The organism is Enterobacter sp. BWH52, assembly GCF_001037565.1.
GTDB lineage: Bacteria > Pseudomonadota > Gammaproteobacteria > Enterobacterales > Enterobacteriaceae > Enterobacter > Enterobacter hormaechei_C.
In genome coordinates this window covers 1-16,594 of record NZ_KQ089854.1, presented here as the reverse complement: position 1 = coordinate 16,594, position 16,594 = coordinate 1, and the positions used below count along the sequence as shown (strand labels likewise).

Annotated in this window: 16 protein-coding genes, 1 rRNA gene and 1 riboswitch; of the genes, 7 read left to right on the top strand and 10 right to left on the bottom strand. The window is 57.2% G+C overall.

From position 1 onward, the window contains the following. Positions 1–85: 85 nt before the first annotated feature. The 8 genes from SK47_RS00085 to SK47_RS00050 all read right to left on the bottom strand — a co-directional run bounded on the left by SK47_RS00085 (position 86) and on the right by SK47_RS00050 (position 8,066). Positions 86–1,627: a sensor domain-containing diguanylate cyclase gene (locus SK47_RS00085; RefSeq protein WP_048243293.1), complete on the bottom strand. Its 1,542-nt coding sequence runs from the start codon at positions 1,625–1,627 to the stop codon at positions 86–88. 339 nt (positions 1,628–1,966) lie between these two features. Then, on the bottom strand, positions 1,967–3,094 hold the full coding sequence (thiH, locus tag SK47_RS00080) for a 2-iminoacetate synthase ThiH (protein ID WP_048243291.1): 1,128 nt from the start codon (positions 3,092–3,094) through the stop codon (positions 1,967–1,969). Then, positions 3,094–3,861, bottom strand: a complete 768-nt coding sequence (gene thiG, locus SK47_RS00075; protein ID WP_048243289.1) for a thiazole synthase — start codon at positions 3,859–3,861, stop codon at positions 3,094–3,096. Before thiG ends, thiH begins: the two co-directional genes overlap by 1 nt. A 1-nt stretch (position 3,862) precedes the next feature. Continuing rightward, positions 3,863–4,063: a sulfur carrier protein ThiS gene (thiS, locus tag SK47_RS00070; RefSeq protein WP_003862324.1), complete on the bottom strand. Its 201-nt coding sequence runs from the start codon at positions 4,061–4,063 to the stop codon at positions 3,863–3,865. After that, positions 4,047–4,802, bottom strand: coding sequence for a thiazole biosynthesis adenylyltransferase ThiF (gene thiF, locus SK47_RS00065; protein ID WP_032608234.1), 756 nt, complete (start codon positions 4,800–4,802; stop codon positions 4,047–4,049). The genes thiS and thiF overlap by 17 nt, the downstream gene beginning before the upstream one ends. Then, on the bottom strand, positions 4,789–5,430 hold the full coding sequence (thiE, locus tag SK47_RS00060) for a thiamine phosphate synthase (RefSeq protein WP_048243287.1): 642 nt from the start codon (positions 5,428–5,430) through the stop codon (positions 4,789–4,791). The genes thiF and thiE overlap by 14 nt, the downstream gene beginning before the upstream one ends. Beyond that, positions 5,430–7,325 (bottom strand): phosphomethylpyrimidine synthase ThiC, encoded by a 1,896-nt coding sequence (gene thiC / locus SK47_RS00055; protein ID WP_023315206.1) that lies wholly within the window; start codon positions 7,323–7,325, stop codon positions 5,430–5,432. Before thiC ends, thiE begins: the two co-directional genes overlap by 1 nt. A 79-nt stretch (positions 7,326–7,404) precedes the next feature. Further along, positions 7,405–7,514, bottom strand: a riboswitch (TPP riboswitch). A gap of 54 nt (positions 7,515–7,568) precedes the next feature. Beyond that, entirely contained in the window at positions 7,569–8,066 is a 498-nt protein-coding gene (locus SK47_RS00050; protein ID WP_022650207.1) for an Rsd/AlgQ family anti-sigma factor, read from the bottom strand. A 95-nt stretch (positions 8,067–8,161) separates the two neighbouring features. Here SK47_RS00050 and nudC point away from each other — a divergent pair, with 95 nt between their 5' ends. The 6 genes from nudC to SK47_RS00020 all read left to right on the top strand — a co-directional run bounded on the left by nudC (position 8,162) and on the right by SK47_RS00020 (position 12,514). Beyond that, on the top strand, positions 8,162–8,935 hold the full coding sequence (gene nudC, locus SK47_RS00045) for an NAD(+) diphosphatase (RefSeq protein WP_022650208.1): 774 nt from the start codon (positions 8,162–8,164) through the stop codon (positions 8,933–8,935). Positions 8,936–8,973: 38 nt separating this feature from the next. Next, positions 8,974–10,038: a uroporphyrinogen decarboxylase gene (hemE, locus tag SK47_RS00040; protein WP_022650209.1), complete on the top strand. Its 1,065-nt coding sequence runs from the start codon at positions 8,974–8,976 to the stop codon at positions 10,036–10,038. 9 nt (positions 10,039–10,047) lie between these two features. Further along, positions 10,048–10,719 (top strand): deoxyribonuclease V, encoded by a 672-nt coding sequence (gene nfi, locus SK47_RS00035; protein ID WP_032661132.1) that lies wholly within the window; start codon positions 10,048–10,050, stop codon positions 10,717–10,719. 41 nt (positions 10,720–10,760) lie between these two features. After that, positions 10,761–11,351 carry a YjaG family protein gene (locus SK47_RS00030; RefSeq protein WP_003862310.1) on the top strand — a complete coding sequence of 197 codons (591 nt, stop codon included), beginning with the start codon at positions 10,761–10,763 and terminating at the stop codon, positions 11,349–11,351. A gap of 186 nt (positions 11,352–11,537) precedes the next feature. Continuing rightward, positions 11,538–11,810, top strand: coding sequence for a nucleoid-associated protein HU-alpha (gene hupA / locus SK47_RS00025; protein ID WP_002445246.1), 273 nt, complete (start codon positions 11,538–11,540; stop codon positions 11,808–11,810). Positions 11,811–11,821: 11 nt separating this feature from the next. Then, a complete protein-coding gene (locus SK47_RS00020; RefSeq protein WP_048243285.1) occupies positions 11,822–12,514 on the top strand; it encodes a DUF1481 domain-containing protein in 693 nt (230 codons plus the stop codon). Positions 12,515–12,561: 47 nt separating this feature from the next. Here SK47_RS00020 and purD read toward each other — a convergent pair whose 3' ends face one another. Both purD and purH read right to left on the bottom strand, forming a co-directional pair. Beyond that, positions 12,562–13,854 (bottom strand): phosphoribosylamine--glycine ligase, encoded by a 1,293-nt coding sequence (gene purD, locus SK47_RS00015; protein ID WP_022650211.1) that lies wholly within the window; start codon positions 13,852–13,854, stop codon positions 12,562–12,564. Between the two features lie 15 nt (positions 13,855–13,869). Beyond that, positions 13,870–15,459 (bottom strand): bifunctional phosphoribosylaminoimidazolecarboxamide formyltransferase/IMP cyclohydrolase, encoded by a 1,590-nt coding sequence (gene purH, locus SK47_RS00010; RefSeq protein WP_045347373.1) that lies wholly within the window; start codon positions 15,457–15,459, stop codon positions 13,870–13,872. A gap of 563 nt (positions 15,460–16,022) precedes the next feature. Here purH and SK47_RS00005 point away from each other — a divergent pair. After that, positions 16,023–16,594 (top strand): 16S ribosomal RNA (locus tag SK47_RS00005); the annotation flags it as partial.

The window sequence follows — 16,594 nt, the reverse complement described above, 5'->3', positions numbered from 1 at the left end:
AAATCGGCATTTTTCTGAAACCGGTTACAATTTTACCGCGGAGAGCATTCTGCCCGTCAGATCGGGCAGAATTTGAGGAAGGGTATTATCGGATGGCCGTGCTTACGATGCGGTTTTTACCCTGTTGTTTAGCGGTATACAGCGCTTCATCTACGCTACCGATAAATTGTTCCAGCGGTTCGAAGTGCCACTCTCCCGTCCCGGCGCTGAAGGTCACTCGCAGGTTCTCTTCCCGCCAGGTCCGCTTTTCAACGGCGGTGCGCCAGGCTTCCAGTAGCGCGTGCGCGGAGTTCATCAGCTCGGCCGGGAAGATCACGCCGAACTCTTCTCCACCGTAGCGGTAAACGGAAACGTGGTGCGGCTGCATGAGCTGAATACCTTCGCGTGCCACGTTGCGCAGCACAATATCCCCGCTCAGGTGGCCCCAGGTGTCGTTAATGGACTTGAAGTTATCGATGTCGATCAGCGCCAGAACGAAGGGTTGATGGGCGGTCAGCAACTCATCCACATCATTGTCGAACGCACGGCGGTTTTTGCAGCCTGTCAGCGCATCATGGGTGGCCTGACGGACATAGGCCAGCTCGCGTTCTTTATTGGTTCGAATGGTATGGCTGAGCATCGCTTCAAGGCGTGGCGCCTGGTTGACGTCGCCGGTTTTGATGGCATTGATAATGTTCATCAGCACAGAACGCGAGGCATGACGAAGGTAAAGCCCGAACAGAATGATGATGATTGCCGCCAGCGCAAATCCCCAGCCGACGACGGTGGTCTCATGCCGGGTGATGACGGTAAGCGTGGCATCGGAGACCCGATAAATCACAAACCAGTCCGGATTGGTGAAAGAGTAGTAGTAATACCAGGTTTTACTTTTGGGGTCGAAAAGATGGCCCTCGCCGCTGGTCATTTGGTCCATCAGCGCTTCGCTTACGTACTGCTTAAAGAGCGCCCCCGTGTCCGGATGCAGCACAACAGCGCCGTCACGCTCCACAACAAAAAACTCACCCTGAACCGGCGCCACCATCTGGCGCAGGGTATACCCCATGGACGTTAAATCAAGATGGAAAGCGAGCGTGCCCTTCAGGCGGCCTTCCGGTGAAATGACCGGCTTATAGAGAGTGACCGTAGGATGTTGGGTAAAATAGTCCAGATAGGGGCGGGTGTAGTGAGGAAAGTTGCTGGCTTCCGCTTGTCCGATAAACCATGGACGGGTCCGGGCGTCGAACGACTTACCCTTCTCCGTTGGCAGCACTTCCGGCGCGCGCAGATGGCGCCCTACTGTGTCCGCCAGAGAGATAGACGACACCGTCGGCATCAGGTTCTGCAAATGCATCAACATCTGCAAACCGTGTGTCGGGTCGATATTAATTGTCTGATTTACTCTGTCGTTACGGGCGAAGTACATCGCAGCACGACCAAGAATATAGTCATTTTCTCGCAGGATGGATTCGGTATAGTTTACCGCCAGATTATGGGTGAAGTTACCATTAATCTTATGATAATCCTCAAGAAAATCCTTTCTCTGTGAAAGGATAACCAGGATGGCGATCAGCGCAAAACTGAGCAGGATCCCCGCGAAGCTGACCATAATTGGCCGCGTAAAAGAGAGCTTTTTACTGTGGAGTGCCATGAGTTGTACATCAATCCAGATGGTAGACGCGTTGCGTCTGTCGATACCCTCAGCATAGTCGCTGTCCGGTTGCTGGTAGTAAATTATACAGAAGGCGATTACCGACGAGATGATTTATCTTAAGCGTAGATAAGAAACGACGTATTTATTGTATCGATTAAAATTTTGTTTAAGAGGCGGAGGGCAGGGCGAAACGAGGAAGAAGCATTTTCACCCTGGTCAGCGTCCGTTGCTGACGTGGTAAAGCATAAGAAAACCAGGCAGATCGCCTCAATCGCCCGGTTTTGATCTTACGAGCCGCCTCGTAACCTTTTCGCGTTTTTGCAGTCGGTTTCAGCGCTAATGCGAGGCTCTTCCCAGCCAGCTATCCCAGTCTTTCCACACGGGCTGTAGCCCCTGGGCAGTCAGGGCTTCCGCCACCGCTTCGGGCCGTCGTCCGTCGTGCGGTGCAAACTGTTCCAGTTCCGGGTGATCGTCCGCGTAACCGCCCGGCTGCGTTTTGGAAAAGGCGCTAACGTTATTGATCGCCAGCGGGATCGCGCGGTCGCGAAACGCGGGTGATTCACGCGTGGAGAGCGACAATTCCACTTCCGGCGCGAACAGGCGAAATGCACACAGGGTTTGCACCAGCTGGCGCTCATCCATCAGCGAAGCGGGTTCAACGCCTCCCGTACACGGACGCAGCCGCGGGAAAGAGATGGAATAGCGGCTTTGCCAGTAGCGCTGCTGTAGCCACAGCAGATGCTCCGCCACCATATAGCAGTCCACCCGCCAGCTGTCGGACAGACCGATAAGCGCGCCCAGCCCAATTTTATCGATACCGGCGCGCCCCAGCCTGTCCGGCGTTTCCAGCCGGAAGATGAAATCCTGCTTCTTCCCTTTCAGGTGATGCCGGGCATAGGTCGCCTCGTGGTAGGTTTCCTGATAGACCATGACGCCGTCCAGCCCGAGCGTTTTCAGCTCCGCATATTCCTCCTGCGACAAAGGCTGCACTTCCATTTGCAACGAGGCAAATTCGCGGCGGATGGCCGGAAGATGCTGGCGAAAATAGTCCATCCCCACTTTGCCCTGATGTTCACCCGTCACCAGCAGGAGATGTTCAAAACCCATCTCACGAATAGCCGCACACTCGCGGGCGATCTCATGCTCATCCAGCGTTTTACGCTTAATACGGTTGCTCATGGAAAAACCACAGTAGGTGCAGTCGTTGGCGCACAGGTTAGAAAGATAGAGCGGCACGTAAAAGCTCACCGTGTTGCCAAAACGCTGGCGGGTGAGGCGTTGCGCGCGCTGCGCCATCGGTTCAAGGTACGCACTGGCTGCCGGAGAAAGCAGGGCCATCAAATCCTCGCGGGTCAAATGTTTGGCTGTTAATGCCCGCTCTACGTCCGCAGAGGTTTTACTGTTGATGCGTAAGGCAATATCGTCCCAGTTAAGCTGACACCAGCGATCGGTAAAGGTAGCCATCAGAGTGCCTCCAGAAAACCGGTCAGCGGGCTGGTGGCCTGCGCCTGAAAGCTGCGCGAGCCGGGGCCGGACTGGCGTGCCAGCAGACCGGACTCCACGGCAAGGCGGAACGCACGCGCCATCATCACCGGGTCGTCGGCCACCGCAATCGCGGTATTGACCAGCACCGCATCGGCCCCCATCTCCAGCGCCTGCGCGGCGTGACTGGGTACGCCGATGCCCGCATCCACCACCACGGGCACGGTCGCCTGCTCGATGATGATCTCCAGCATCGCGCGGGTCTCCAGTCCCTGGTTGGAGCCAATGGGTGCCCCTAACGGCATTACGGCCGCGCAGCCGACCTCTTCCAGACGCTTGCACAGCACGGGGTCGGCACCGCAGTAGGGCAGGACGGTAAATCCCTGCTGCACCAGCTTCTCTGCCGCTTTCAGGGTTTCGATCGGATCGGGCAACAGCCAGCGGGCGTCCGGATGAATTTCCAGCTTCAGCCAGCGGGTGCCGAGCGCTTCCCGCGCCAGTTGCGCAGCGAAAATTGCTTCCTCGGCCGTTTTCGCACCGGAGGTATTCGGTAAGAGCGTCACGCCTGCCTCCCGTAACGGCGCAAGTATGGCATCGTTGTGCTGACGCAAATCCACGCGCTTCATCGCCAGTGTCACCAGCTGGCTGCCGCTCTCACGAATGGCATCCACCATCAGCTGCGGAGAGGCGAATTTTCCGGTTCCGGTAAACAGATGTGAATCAAAGACTTTGTCGGCAATACGTAACATCTCAGCCCCCTGCGATAACCTGAAACAGCAGGATCTGGTCGCCTTCATTGACCTGCTGATGTTCCCACCGCTCGCGCGGCAGGATCTGTTGATTGAGCGCCAGCGCCGTTCCCGGCTTCAGCTGGCGCAGCGTGTCGAGCAGGGCGGCAACGGTAAGATCGTCGTCGCACGTCATCGGCTCATCGTTAAACAGAATGCGCATTGCGGCCTCCGCATACCGGGCAGTGGCTGGCGCGGTTTAACACCAGATGACGCCATCCGCTGGAGCGGGCGTCGAACAGCCGCAGCGTGTTGCGTTCTGTCTCTATGCCGCTGAGCAACTTGATGGCCTCCAGCGCCTGAAGAGTACCCATCACGCCCACCACCGGGCCCAGAATGCCTGCCGTGCGGCAGTTACGCTCCGGTTCAGCCTCGTCCGGCCACAGGCAGCGGTAGCAGCCCTGTGCCCACGGCGGCGTAAGCACCATTATTTGCCCGCCGAAACCGACCGCGCTGGCGGTGATCAGCGGCGTGTTCTGCGCAACACAGACCGCGTTGATGGCCTGACGCGTCGCCATATTGTCCGTACAGTCCAGCACCACGTCGGCAAGGGCCACTTCGCGTTGCAGATCTTCCCCGCTCAGCCGCGTCTGGAGCGCGACCAGTTCGATATCGGGGTTAAGCTGGTTCAGCCGCTGGCGCGTAACGTGCGCTTTAGGCTGGTTGATATCTTCTGTCGTGAAGAGGATTTGCCGTTGCAGATTGCTGAGATGTACCTCATCGTCATCGGCCAGCACCAGCGTGCCCACGCCCGCGCCAGCCAGATACAGCGCGGCGGGGGCGCCTAATCCACCCAGACCGACAATCAGTACCCGGCTGGCGAGCAGCTTTTGCTGCCCGTCAATGGCGATATCCTCCAGCAGGATCTGGCGGCTGTAGCGCATAAAATCACGATCTTTCATCGCCTGCTCCTGCCAGTTGTAAAAGCTGAGCGGTGGCGGCCTGCCAGTCTGCCGCCTGGGTGATGGCGCTGACGACGGCGATACTGCCGACGCCGGTCTCCAGCACCGCGGGCGCACGTTCAAGGCTGATCCCGCCGATGGCAACGGTGGGGTAATCGGCAAGGCGCTTAACGTGGGCCGCCAGCTGCGTCAAGCCCTGTGGAGCGGACGGCATCTGCTTGGTTTGCGTCGGGAAAACGTGACCGAGCGCGATGTAAGAGGGGCGGGCCGCCAGCGCCACGTCGATCTCCATATCATCATGGGTAGAAACGCCCAGCCGCAGACCGACGTCACGGATCGCGTTGAGATCGGTCGTTTCCAGATCTTCCTGTCCCAGATGCACGCCGTACGCCTGGTGTTTAACCGCCAGCCGCCAGTAGTCGTTGATAAACAGGCGGGCGTGGTAGCGACGTCCCAGCGCGATAGCAGCGATCACGTCGGCCTCCACCTCTTCATCGCGTTTATCCTTGATGCGTAGCTGGAGGGTGCGAACGCCCGCTTCCAGCAGGCGGGCGATCCACCCCACGCTGTCCACCACCGGGTAAAGCCCTAAGCGGAAGGGGACAGGGGGGAAATCAGGCTGGTACATTACGCCTCCTCCTTTTTGAGGTAGATTTCACCGCCTTTCGCGCGGAAGGTTTCCGACATGTCCGCCATGCCGACTTCAATGGTCTGCGCGGCGGCGTAATCGCGTACTTCCTGGCTGATTTTCATCGAGCAGAATTTTGGTCCGCACATGGAGCAGAAGTGCGCAACTTTGCCCGATTCCTGCGGCAGGGTTTCATCGTGATAGGCGCGGGCGGTAAACGGATCCAGCGCCAGGTTGAACTGGTCTTCCCAGCGGAATTCAAAGCGCGCTTTGGACATGGCGTTATCGCGGATTTGCGCGCCCGGATGGCCTTTCGCCAGATCCGCCGCGTGGGCGGCAATCTTGTAGGTAATCAGTCCCTGCTTCACGTCCTCTTTGTTTGGCAGGCCGAGGTGCTCTTTCGGCGTCACGTAGCAGAGCATGGCGCAGCCGAACCAGCCGATCATCGCCGCCCCAATGCCTGACGTGAAGTGGTCATAGCCCGGCGCGATGTCAGTTGTCAGTGGCCCCAGCGTGTAGAACGGTGCTTCGTGGCAGTGCTCCAGCTCTTCGGTCATGTTGCGACGGATCATCTGCATCGGCACATGGCCCGGGCCTTCAATCATCACCTGCACGTCGTACTCCCAGGCGATTTTGGTCAGCTCCCCCAGCGTGTGCAGCTCGGCAAACTGCGCCTCGTCGTTAGCATCGCGGATGGAGCCAGGACGCAGGCCGTCGCCCAGCGACAGGGAGACGTCGTAAGCGGCGCAAATTTCGCAAATTTCGCGGAAGTGCTCGTAGAGGAAGTTTTCCTGATGATGGGACAGGCACCACTTCGCCATAATGGAACCGCCGCGCGAGACGATGCCGGTCAGACGTTTCGCCGTCATTGGCACGTAGCGCAGCAGCACGCCCGCGTGGATGGTGAAGTAGTCCACGCCCTGTTCCGCCTGCTCCAGCAGCGTGTCGCGGAACGCTTCCCAGGTGAGGTTTTCGGCGATGCCGTTGACCTTCTCCAGCGCCTGATAAATCGGGACGGTGCCAATCGGCACCGGGCTGTTACGCAGGATCCATTCGCGGGTTTCGTGAATATAGCGGCCGGTGGAAAGGTCCATCACCGTATCCGCGCCCCAGCGCGTCGACCAGACCAGCTTTTCCACCTCTTCTTCGATGGATGACGTCACCGCTGAGTTGCCGATGTTGGCGTTGACCTTCACCAGGAAGTTGCGGCCGATAATCATCGGCTCGGATTCCGGGTGGTTGATGTTGGCGGGGATAATGGCGCGCCCGGCGGCCACTTCATCACGCACAAATTCCGGCGTGATGTTCTCCGGCAGGCGAGCGCCAAACCCTTCACCTGGATGCTGGTGGCGCAGCACTTCGCTGCGGATGCGCTCGCGGCCCATGTTTTCGCGGATGGCGATGAACTCCATCTCCGGCGTGACGATACCCTGGCGCGCGTAGTGCAGCTGGGTTACGCATTTGCCCGCTTTAGCGCGTTTCGGCGTCAGCAGGCCGGTAAAGCGCAGCGCGTCCAGACCGTCGTCGGCCAGGCGTTCTTTGGTGTACGCAGAGCTGCGCACGCTCAGTTCTTCGCAGTCGTTACGCGCCTCTATCCACGGCTGGCGCAGCTTTGCCAGACCCTGCTGGACGTTGATAGCAACATCAGGATCGCCGTACGGGCCCGAGGTGTCATACACCGGCACGGCTTCGTTGTCTTCAAACTGCGGGTTGTCTTTGCTGCCGCCGATAAGCGTCGGGCTGAGCTGGATTTCGCGCATCGGGACGCGGATATCAGCCTGTGAGCCGGAAATGTAGATGCGTTTCGAGTTCGGGAAAGCGGTGCCTTCCAGGGTGTCGATGAAGCGTTGTGCGTGTTCGCGCTGTTCGCGGCGGGTCAGTTTTGCAGTAGACATAGCTCATTCCAAAAGTGAAGGACATGGCTTGTCAGACGACGGATGAAGCAAGAGAAGATCGCCTCAGGGGCGATACAACAGCAGTGTGACTCTTGTTCCCTTCGCAGGTATTAACCTGATCAGGTTCCGCGGATCCCGAATTAACGGTCTCAGCCCGTGCTTTCACACTGGGCACTCCGACAAGAAAAATCCCCCTCCGCAGAGGGGCGAATGGTTGTAAATTACTCGTTAACGATTAAGAACTCAAGCAGGGCGCGCAACGTTATCGCTGGTGCTGATATTCAGGTTGTTGTCCAGCACGAGGGCGATGAGCTTGTCTTCCAGCGTGAATCGCTCTTCCAGCGCTTCGCCAAGGTCGGAAAGCGCCTGCTGAAACTCAAGATAGTTATCGTGATCGATAGCGTTCTCCAGCGCGGAATCGTAGTAGTCCATGATCCGCTGGGTGTTGGCTTCCAGCAGCGGACAGAGTTTACTGGCCGCTAAATACGGCGTTGTCCCTTCCATTTCGCGGATAATGCGTTCATAAAGGTTGAAATGGCCGTCGGAGAGGTAGTCGACAAGGCTCTGACAAAAATCATCCAGCGCTTTTTCGTTCAGCCGCATAAAGGATTCTTTGCCAGGCTTAAGACCGACCAGATTGTAATACGCCACAAGGAGATGCTTGCGCACATGTAGCCAGCGATCCACCAGGGTGTTACTTCCTCCAACGCGCTCAGTCAGGCTTTCCAGCTGGTTTAACATGGTCGACTCCATAAGGTTTAGAATGGGATCTGCTTATCCAAAATGTAACCACAATGCTAACAACATGTCAGTGAAGCGAAGGTAGTGCAATAGATATGGATCGTATTATTGAAAAATCAGATCTGGGTTGGTGGATCGTCAGTCACGAGCAAAAGTTGTGGCTGCCCGGTGGGGAGATACCCTACGGTGCGGCAGAAATCTTCGATCTCGTCGGCCAACCTGCGCTGCGGATCGGCGAGTGGCAGGGCGATCCGGTATGGTTGATCCTACAGGCTCGTCGTCAGGATATGGGATCCGTTCGTCAGGTGTTGGATCGGGATGTCGGCCTGTTCCAGCTGGCGGGGCGCGGCGTGCAGCTGGCGGAGTTTTACCGCTCGCACAAATACTGCGGCTACTGCGGCCACACCATGCACCCGAGCAAAACCGAGTGGGCAATGCTTTGCGGCCACTGCCGTGAACGCTACTATCCGCAAATCGCACCGTGCATCATTGTCGCCATCCGCCGTGATGATTCCATCCTGCTGGCGCAGCATACCCGTCATCGCAACGGCATTCATACTGTCCTCGCCGGGTTCGTGGAAGTCGGCGAAACGCTGGAACAGGCGGTGGCGCGTGAGGTGATGGAGGAGAGCGGCATTAAGGTGAAAAACCTGCGCTATGTGACGTCGCAGCCGTGGCCGTTCCCGATGTCCCTGATGACCGCGTTTATGGCGGAATACGACAGCGGCGAGATTGTTATCGATAAGAAAGAGCTGCTGGAGGCGAACTGGTATCGCTACGACGATTTACCGCTGCTGCCCCCGCCGGGAACGGTGGCGCGTCGCCTGATAGAAGATACCGTGGCAATGTGTCGGGCCGAGTATGAGTAGTGTTACACTGACGGACTGACGCAATAAGGAACTGCAAAATGACCGAACTGAAGAACGATCGTTATCTGCGTGCGCTGCTGCGCCAGCCCGTTGATGTCACCCCGGTGTGGATGATGCGCCAGGCGGGACGCTATCTGCCAGAGTACAAAGCCACGCGCGCGCAGGCGGGCGATTTTATGTCGCTGTGCAAAAACGCCGAGCTGGCCTGTGAAGTGACGCTCCAGCCGCTGCGCCGCTTCCCGCTCGATGCCGCCATTCTTTTTTCGGACATTCTCACCATTCCGGATGCGATGGGCCTTGGGCTCTATTTCGAAACCGGCGAGGGCCCGCGTTTTACCTCACCGATCAAAAGCAAAGCCGACGTTGATAAGTTGCCGATCCCCGATCCGGAAGGCGAGCTGGGCTATGTGATGAACGCCGTGCGCACCATTCGCCGCGAGCTCAAAGGCGATGTGCCGCTGATTGGCTTCTCCGGTAGTCCGTGGACGCTGGCCACCTACATGGTGGAAGGCGGCAGCAGCAAAGCCTTTACCGTCATCAAAAAGATGATGTACGCCGAGCCGCTGGCCCTGCATGCGCTGCTCGACAAGCTCGCGAAGAGCGTCACGCTCTACCTCAACGCGCAGATTAAAGCAGGTGCGCAGTCGGTGATGATTTTCGACACCTGGGGCGGCGTGCTGACCGGACGTGATTATCAGCAGTTCTCCCTGTACTACATGCACAAAATTGTCGATGGCCTGCTGCGTGAAAACGAAGGCCGTCGCGTGCCGGTGACGCTGTTTACCAAAGGCGGCGGCCAGTGGCTGGAAGCGATGGCGGCCACCGGCTGCGACGCGCTGGGCCTCGACTGGACCACCGATATTGCCGATGCGCGCCGTCGCGTGGGGGACAAAGTGGCGCTTCAGGGCAACATGGACCCGTCCATGCTCTATGCACAGCCTGCCCGTATCGAAGAGGAAGTGTCGACTATACTGTCTGGTTTCGGCCAGGGTGAAGGCCACGTCTTTAACCTCGGCCACGGCATTCATCAGGATGTGCCGCCTGAACACGCAGGCGTATTTGTGGAGGCGGTGCATCGGCTTTCTGCCCAGTATCATAAGTAAGGAGTGGTTATGGATCTCGCGTCGCTACGCGCTCAGCAAATCGAACTGGCTTCATCGGTGATCCGTGAGGATCGTCTGGATACGGACCCTCCGCGGTACATTGGCGGGGCGGACGTCGGGTTTGAGCAGGGCGGTGAAGTGACGCGAGCGGCGATGGTGGTGCTGAAATACCCGTCGCTGGAGCTGGTGGAGTACAAGGTGGCGCGTATCGCCACCACCATGCCCTATATCCCCGGCTTTCTCTCCTTCCGCGAATATCCCGCGCTGCTGGCCGCGTGGGAACAACTCTCGCTAAAACCTGACCTGCTGTTTGTTGATGGGCATGGTATCTCCCATCCGCGTCGTTTAGGCGTCGCCAGCCACTTTGGTCTGCTGGTGGACGTGCCGACCATCGGCGTGGCGAAAAAACGCCTGTGCGGCGCGTTTGAGCCGCTCTCTGCCGAACCGGGCGCGCTGGCGCCGCTTATTCATAAAGGCGAGCAGCTGGCGTGGGTCTGGCGCAGTAAAGCGCGCTGCAACCCGCTGTTTATCGCAACCGGGCATCGGATCAGCATGGATAGCGCCCTGGCGTGGGTGCAACGCTGTATGAAGGGCTACCGTTTACCGGAGCCAACCCGCTGGGCTGACGCCGTGGCCTCTTCACGTCCGGCATTCATTCGTTGGCAGGAAATTCAGCCGTGATTCAGGTAAACTGCGGCTAATTTTCGATTCGAGACATCATCATGTTACAAAACCCGATTCATCTGCGCCTTGAAAAGCTGGAAAGCTGGCAGCACGTGACGTTTATGGCTTGCCTGTGCGAGCGCATGTATCCCAACTATGCCGCGTTCTGCAAGCAGACAGCGTTTGGCGAAGGCCAGATTTATCGTCGTATCCTGGATTTAATCTGGGAGACGCTGACGGTCAAAGACGCGAAGGTGAATTTTGACTCTCAGCTCGAAAAGCTGGAAGAGGCTATTCCGGCTGCGGATGATTTCGACCTGTATGGCGTCTACCCGGCCATTGATGCCTGTGTGGCGTTGAGCGAGCTGATCCACTCCCGTCTGAGCGGTGAAACCCTGGAACACGCCATTGAAGTCAGTAAGGCATCCATTACCACCGTTGCGATGCTGGAAATGACCCAGGAAGGCCGTGAAATGACCGACGAAGAGCTGCGTGCTAACCCGGCGGTAGAACAGGAATGGGACATTCAGTGGGAGATTTTCCGCCTGCTGGCAGAGTGTGAAGAGCGTGATATTGAGCTGATCAAAGGGCTGCGCGCGGACCTGCGCGAGGCCGGCGAGAGCAATATTGGTATAATTTTTAACCAATGAGACAACAAAACGTGATTTAACGCCTGTTTTGTCGCTCCTCGACTCTTCCCTTTCGCCCCCCGTCTGGTCTACATTTGGGGGGCGAAAAAAAGTGGCTATCGGTGCGTGTATGCAGGAGAGTGCTTTTTTGGCATTTTCGTCGCACTCGATGCTTAGCAAGCGATAAACACATTGAAAGGATAACTTATGAACAAGACTCAACTGATTGATGTAATTGCGGACAAGGCTGATCTGTCTAAAGTGCAGGCTAAAGCTGCTCTGGAATCTACCCTGGCTGCTATTACTGAGTCTCTGAAAGAAGGCGATGCTGTACAACTGGTTGGTTTCGGTACCTTCAAAGTGAACCACCGCGCTGAGCGTACTGGCCGCAACCCGCAGACCGGTAAAGAAATCAAAATCGCCGCAGCTAACGTGCCGGCATTTGTTTCTGGTAAAGCACTGAAAGACGCAGTTAAGTAAGACGCGTGGCAGTGAACAGTTTTAACGAAGGGGCGGCAACGCCCCTTTTGTCATTCTGGCGTGGAACGCTCGCGCTGGCAGGCGTACTGTTGCTCTCTGCCTGTAGCCATGATTCCTCACTCCCCCCGTTTACCGCCAGCGGCTACGCTGACAACCAGGGTGCGGTCAGGATCTGGCGCAAAGATTCAAGCGATGATGTCCATATGCTCACCGCGTTCAGCCCATGGCATAACGGCAATACCTCGACCGCAGAATACCGCTGGCAGGGCGATGCCCTGTCGCTCATTGAACTGAATATCTACAGTAAGACTCCCGAACACGTGAAGGTGCGTTTTGACGACCACGGCGAGCTGAGCTTTATGCAGCATGAGGTCAGTGGACTGAAACAGCAGCTTTCCAGCGATCAGGTCGCCCTCTACCGCTACCGTGCTGAACAACTTCGCCAGACCAGCGATGCGCTGCGTCAGGGCCGCGTGGTGCTGCGTCAGGGGCGCTGGCATGCCGACGGCACGGTGACCACCTGCGAAGGGCAGACGGTGAAGCCTGAGCTTGAATCCTGGGCAACCGAACACATTCAGCGTCGTCAGCGGCATTCATCTGTGGAGGTGAGTGTGGCATGGCTGGAAGCGCCGGAAGGCTCTCAGCTGTTGCTGGTGGCGAATGAAGATTTCTGCACCTGGCAGCCGACAGAAAAGAGTTTTTGATTTAAGTCCCCTCTCCCTTGAGGGAGAGGGTTAGGGTGAGGGGGAAATTACTCCCCCTGCTCCCGCGCAATAGCACGATAACCGATATCCTGACGGCTGAAGCTGCCGTTCCAGTGAATATCCGCCATCAGCGCATAGGCGCGTTTCTGCGCTTCTGCCACGGTCTGGCCCAGCGCGGTCGCACACAGCACGCGGCCGCCGTTGGTGAGCACGCGGTCATCGTCAGCCAGCTTCGTACCGGCGTGGAACACCTTCGCGCCGTCAATCTCTTCCAGCGGCAGGCCGTGGATCTCATCTCCAGTGTTGTAGCTACCCGGATACCCACCCGCAGCAATCACCACACCTAAAGAGGCACGCTCGTCCCACTCTGACGTTTTCTCATCCAGTTTGCCTTCGCAGGCCGCAAGGCACAGATCCACCAGGTCGGATTTCATGCGCAGCATGATCGGCTGGGTTTCCGGATCGCCAAAGCGGCAGTTGAATTCGATCACCTTCGGGTTACCCTGCTTGTCGATCATCAGGCCTGCATAAAGGAAACCGGTGTAGGTATTGCCTTCCGCCGCCATCCCTTTCACGGTTGGCCAGATGATGCGGTCCATGGTGCGCTGATGCACCTCATCGGTAACAACGGGAGCAGGAGAGTAAGCGCCCATTCCCCCAGTGTTGGGGCCGGTATCGCCATTGCCCACACGCTTGTGATCCTGGCTGGTGGCCATCGGCAGAACGTGCTCGCCATCGACCATCACGATAAAGCTCGCCTCTTCGCCGTCGAGGAACTCTTCAATCACGATGCGGTGGCCCGCATCGCCAAAGGCGTTACCTGCCAGCATATCCTGAACCGCGGCTTCGGCTTCTTCGAGGGTCATCGCGACGATCACGCCTTTACCCGCGGCCAGACCGTCGGCCTTGATAACAATCGGCGCGCCCTTCTCACGTAACCAGGCCAGAGCAGGCTCCACTTCAGTGAAATTCTGATATTCCGCCGTCGGGATGTTATGACGCGCGAGAAAATCTTTGGTGAAGGCTTTTGAGCCTTCCAGCTGTGCGGCACCCTCCGTTGGGCCAAAGATTTTCAGGCCAGCTGCGCGGAAGGCGTCTACGACGCCAATCACCAGCGGCGCTTCCGGGCCAACGATGGTCAGATCGATGTTCTCGGTCTGGGCAAAGCTCAGCAGTGCCGGGATATCGGTCACGCCGATGGCGACGTTTTGCAGCGCGGGTTCCAGCGCCGTACCGGCATTACCCGGTGCCACAAAGACGGTTTCAACCTGCGGAGACTGCGCTGCTTTCCACGCCAGGGCGTGCTCGCGCCCGCCGTTACCAATCACTAATACTTTCATTTTCTGCTCCGGGAATTAATGGCGGAAGTGGCGCATGTCGGTGAAGATCATTGCGATGCCATGCTCGTCGGCAGCGGCAATCACTTCGTCATCACGGATTGAACCGCCAGGCTGGATCACACAGGTAATGCCCACCGCAGCCGCAGCGTCGATACCGTCGCGGAACGGGAAGAAGGCGTCAGAGGCCATGGCGGAGCCTTTCACTTCCAGGCCTTCGTCGCCTGCTTTGATACCGGCAATTTTTGCAGAGTAAACGCGGCTCATCTGGCCTGCGCCTATCCCGATGGTCATGTTCTCTTTGGCGTAAACAATTGCGTTAGACTTCACGAACTTCGCCACTTTCCAGCAGAACAGCGCGTCACGCAGTTCCTGTTCGGTCGGCTGACGTTTGGTCACCACGCGCAGGTCGGCTTCTGTCACCATACCCAGATCGCGGTCCTGAACCAGCAGACCGCCGTTCACGCGCTTGAAGTCCAGGCCCGGCACGCGTTCCGCCCACTGACCACAAACCAGCACGCGCACATTCTGTTTTGCCGCAGTGATTTTCAGCGCTTCTTCTGATGCGGACGGCGCGATGATCACTTCGACAAACTGGCGGGAGATGATGGCCTGCGCGGTTTCCGCATCCAGCTCGCGGTTAAAGGCGATAATGCCGCCGAACGCGGAGGTCGGGTCGGTTTTGTAGGCGCGATCGTAGGCATCCAGAATAGAAGTGCTTACCGCAACGCCGCATGGGTTGGCGTGCTTGACGATAACGCAGGCCGGCTCGCTGAATTCTTTCACGCATTCCAGCGCGGCGTCGGTGTCGGCAATGTTGTTATAGGAAAGGGCTTTGCCCTGAACCTGCTGGGCGGTCGCAACGGAGGCTTCCTTTACCTCTTCTTCTATATAGAAGGCAGCCTGCTGGTGGCTGTTCTCACCGTAACGCATATCCTGCTTCTTAATGAAGTTCAGGTTCAGGGTGCGCGGGAAGCGGCCAGAGGGATCTTTGCTTTCACCATGGTAAGCCGGTACCAGGCTACCGAAGTAGTTGGCGATCATGCTGTCGTAGGCGGCGGTATGCTCGAAGGCTTTGATGGCGAGATCGAAACGCGTTTCAAGTGTCAGGGACCCTTCGTTGGCATCCATCTCATTAATAATGGCGTTGTAGTCGCTGCTCTTCACCACGATGGCCACATCTTTATGGTTCTTGGCTGCGGAGCGCACCATGGTCGGGCCGCCGATATCGATATTTTCAACCGCATCTTCCAGAGAGCAGCCTTCGCGGGCGACGGTCTGGGCGAACGGGTAGAGGTTAACAACGACCATATCGATAGGCGCGATATCGTGCTGTTCCATAATGGCGTCGTCCTGACCGCGACGGCCAAGAATACCGCCGTGGACTTTCGGATGCAGGGTTTTGACGCGTCCATCCATCATTTCCGGGAAACCGGTGTAATCGGACACTTCGGTTACCGGCAGACCTTTCTCTGCTAACAGGCGCGCGGTGCCACCTGTAGAAAGCAGCTCCACACCGCGTGCGGAAAGTGCCTGGGCGAATTCGACGATACCGGCTTTATCAGAAACACTGAGCAGAGCGCGGCGGACTGGACGACGTTGTTGCATGGTAAATCCCCTGGATTTCACGATTACAGAGAGCGTTAGATGAATTTTCCTGTGAAAAACTCATCTAACACACCTGACGAGGCATCCTTGTAAAGCGCGAGCATTTTAACGAAAACGTTTGCGCAACGCTCGCACATTTTCACTTTTTCGTATCATTGTGGATAAGTCTGTGTGTAAAAAGGTATAAGGCGGGGTTTTGCTGTGGAATGCAGCAGTCAGTCATTTTTCTGTCATTTAGCGGTTGCGGCCAGCGGAGAACTCCCTATAATGCGCCTCCATCGACACGGCGGATGTGAATCACTTCACAAACAAACCGGTCGGTTGAAGAGAAAAAATCCTGAAAATCAGGGTTGACTCTGAAAGAGGAAAGCGTAATATACGCCACCTCGCGACAGAGCGCTGAAGCGCGTCGCAACTGCTCTTTAACAATTTATCAGACAATCTGTGTGGGCACTCAAAGTGACATGGATTCTTAACGTCCTCGGACGATAAATGAATACCAAGTCTCAACGAGTGAACACGTAATTCATTACGAAGTTTAATTCATTGAGCATCAAACTTTTAAATTGAAGAGTTTGATCATGGCTCAGATTGAACGCTGGCGGCAGGCCTAACACATGCAAGTCGAACGGTAACAGGAAGCAGCTTGCTGCTTTGCTGACGAGTGGCGGACGGGTGAGTAATGTCTGGGAAACTGCCTGATGGAGGGGGATAACTACTGGAAACGGTAGCTAATACCGCATAACGTCGCAAGACCAAAGAGGGGGACCTTCGGGCCTCTTGCCATCGGATGTGCCCAGATGGGATTAGCTAGTAGGTGGGGTAACGGCTCACCTAGGCGACGATCCCTAGCTGGTCTGAGAGGATGACCAGCCACACTGGAACTGAGACACGGTCCAGACTCCTACGGGAGGCAGCAGTGGGGAATATTGCACAATGGGCGCAAGCCTGATGCAGCCATGCCGCGTGTATGAAGAAGGCCTTCGGGTTGTAAAGTACTTTCAGCGGGGAGGAAGGCGATAAGGTTAATAACCTTGTCGATTGACGTTACCCGCAGAAGAAGCACCGGCTAACTCCGTGCCAGCAGCCGCGGTAATACGGAGGGTGCAAGCGTTAATCGGAATTACTGGGCGTA

Coding starts and splice junctions, on each gene's coding strand:
- thiC (WP_023315206.1), bottom strand. CDS start 7,325: ATGTCTACTGCAAAACTGACCCGCCGCGAACAGCGCGAACACGCACAA.
- SK47_RS00050 (WP_022650207.1), bottom strand. CDS start 8,066: ATGTTAAACCAGCTGGAAAGCCTGACTGAGCGCGTTGGAGGAAGTAAC.
- thiS (WP_003862324.1), bottom strand. CDS start 4,063: ATGCGCATTCTGTTTAACGATGAGCCGATGACGTGCGACGACGATCTT.
- nfi (WP_032661132.1), top strand. CDS start 10,048: ATGGATCTCGCGTCGCTACGCGCTCAGCAAATCGAACTGGCTTCATCG.
- hemE (WP_022650209.1), top strand. CDS start 8,974: ATGACCGAACTGAAGAACGATCGTTATCTGCGTGCGCTGCTGCGCCAG.
- purH (WP_045347373.1), bottom strand. CDS start 15,459: ATGCAACAACGTCGTCCAGTCCGCCGCGCTCTGCTCAGTGTTTCTGAT.
- thiF (WP_032608234.1), bottom strand. CDS start 4,802: ATGAAAGATCGTGATTTTATGCGCTACAGCCGCCAGATCCTGCTGGAG.
- thiE (WP_048243287.1), bottom strand. CDS start 5,430: ATGTACCAGCCTGATTTCCCCCCTGTCCCCTTCCGCTTAGGGCTTTAC.
- purD (WP_022650211.1), bottom strand. CDS start 13,854: ATGAAAGTATTAGTGATTGGTAACGGCGGGCGCGAGCACGCCCTGGCG.
- SK47_RS00085 (WP_048243293.1), bottom strand. CDS start 1,627: ATGGCACTCCACAGTAAAAAGCTCTCTTTTACGCGGCCAATTATGGTC.
- thiH (WP_048243291.1), bottom strand. CDS start 3,094: ATGGCTACCTTTACCGATCGCTGGTGTCAGCTTAACTGGGACGATATT.
- SK47_RS00030 (WP_003862310.1), top strand. CDS start 10,761: ATGTTACAAAACCCGATTCATCTGCGCCTTGAAAAGCTGGAAAGCTGG.
- nudC (WP_022650208.1), top strand. CDS start 8,162: ATGGATCGTATTATTGAAAAATCAGATCTGGGTTGGTGGATCGTCAGT.
- thiG (WP_048243289.1), bottom strand. CDS start 3,861: ATGTTACGTATTGCCGACAAAGTCTTTGATTCACATCTGTTTACCGGA.
- hupA (WP_002445246.1), top strand. CDS start 11,538: ATGAACAAGACTCAACTGATTGATGTAATTGCGGACAAGGCTGATCTG.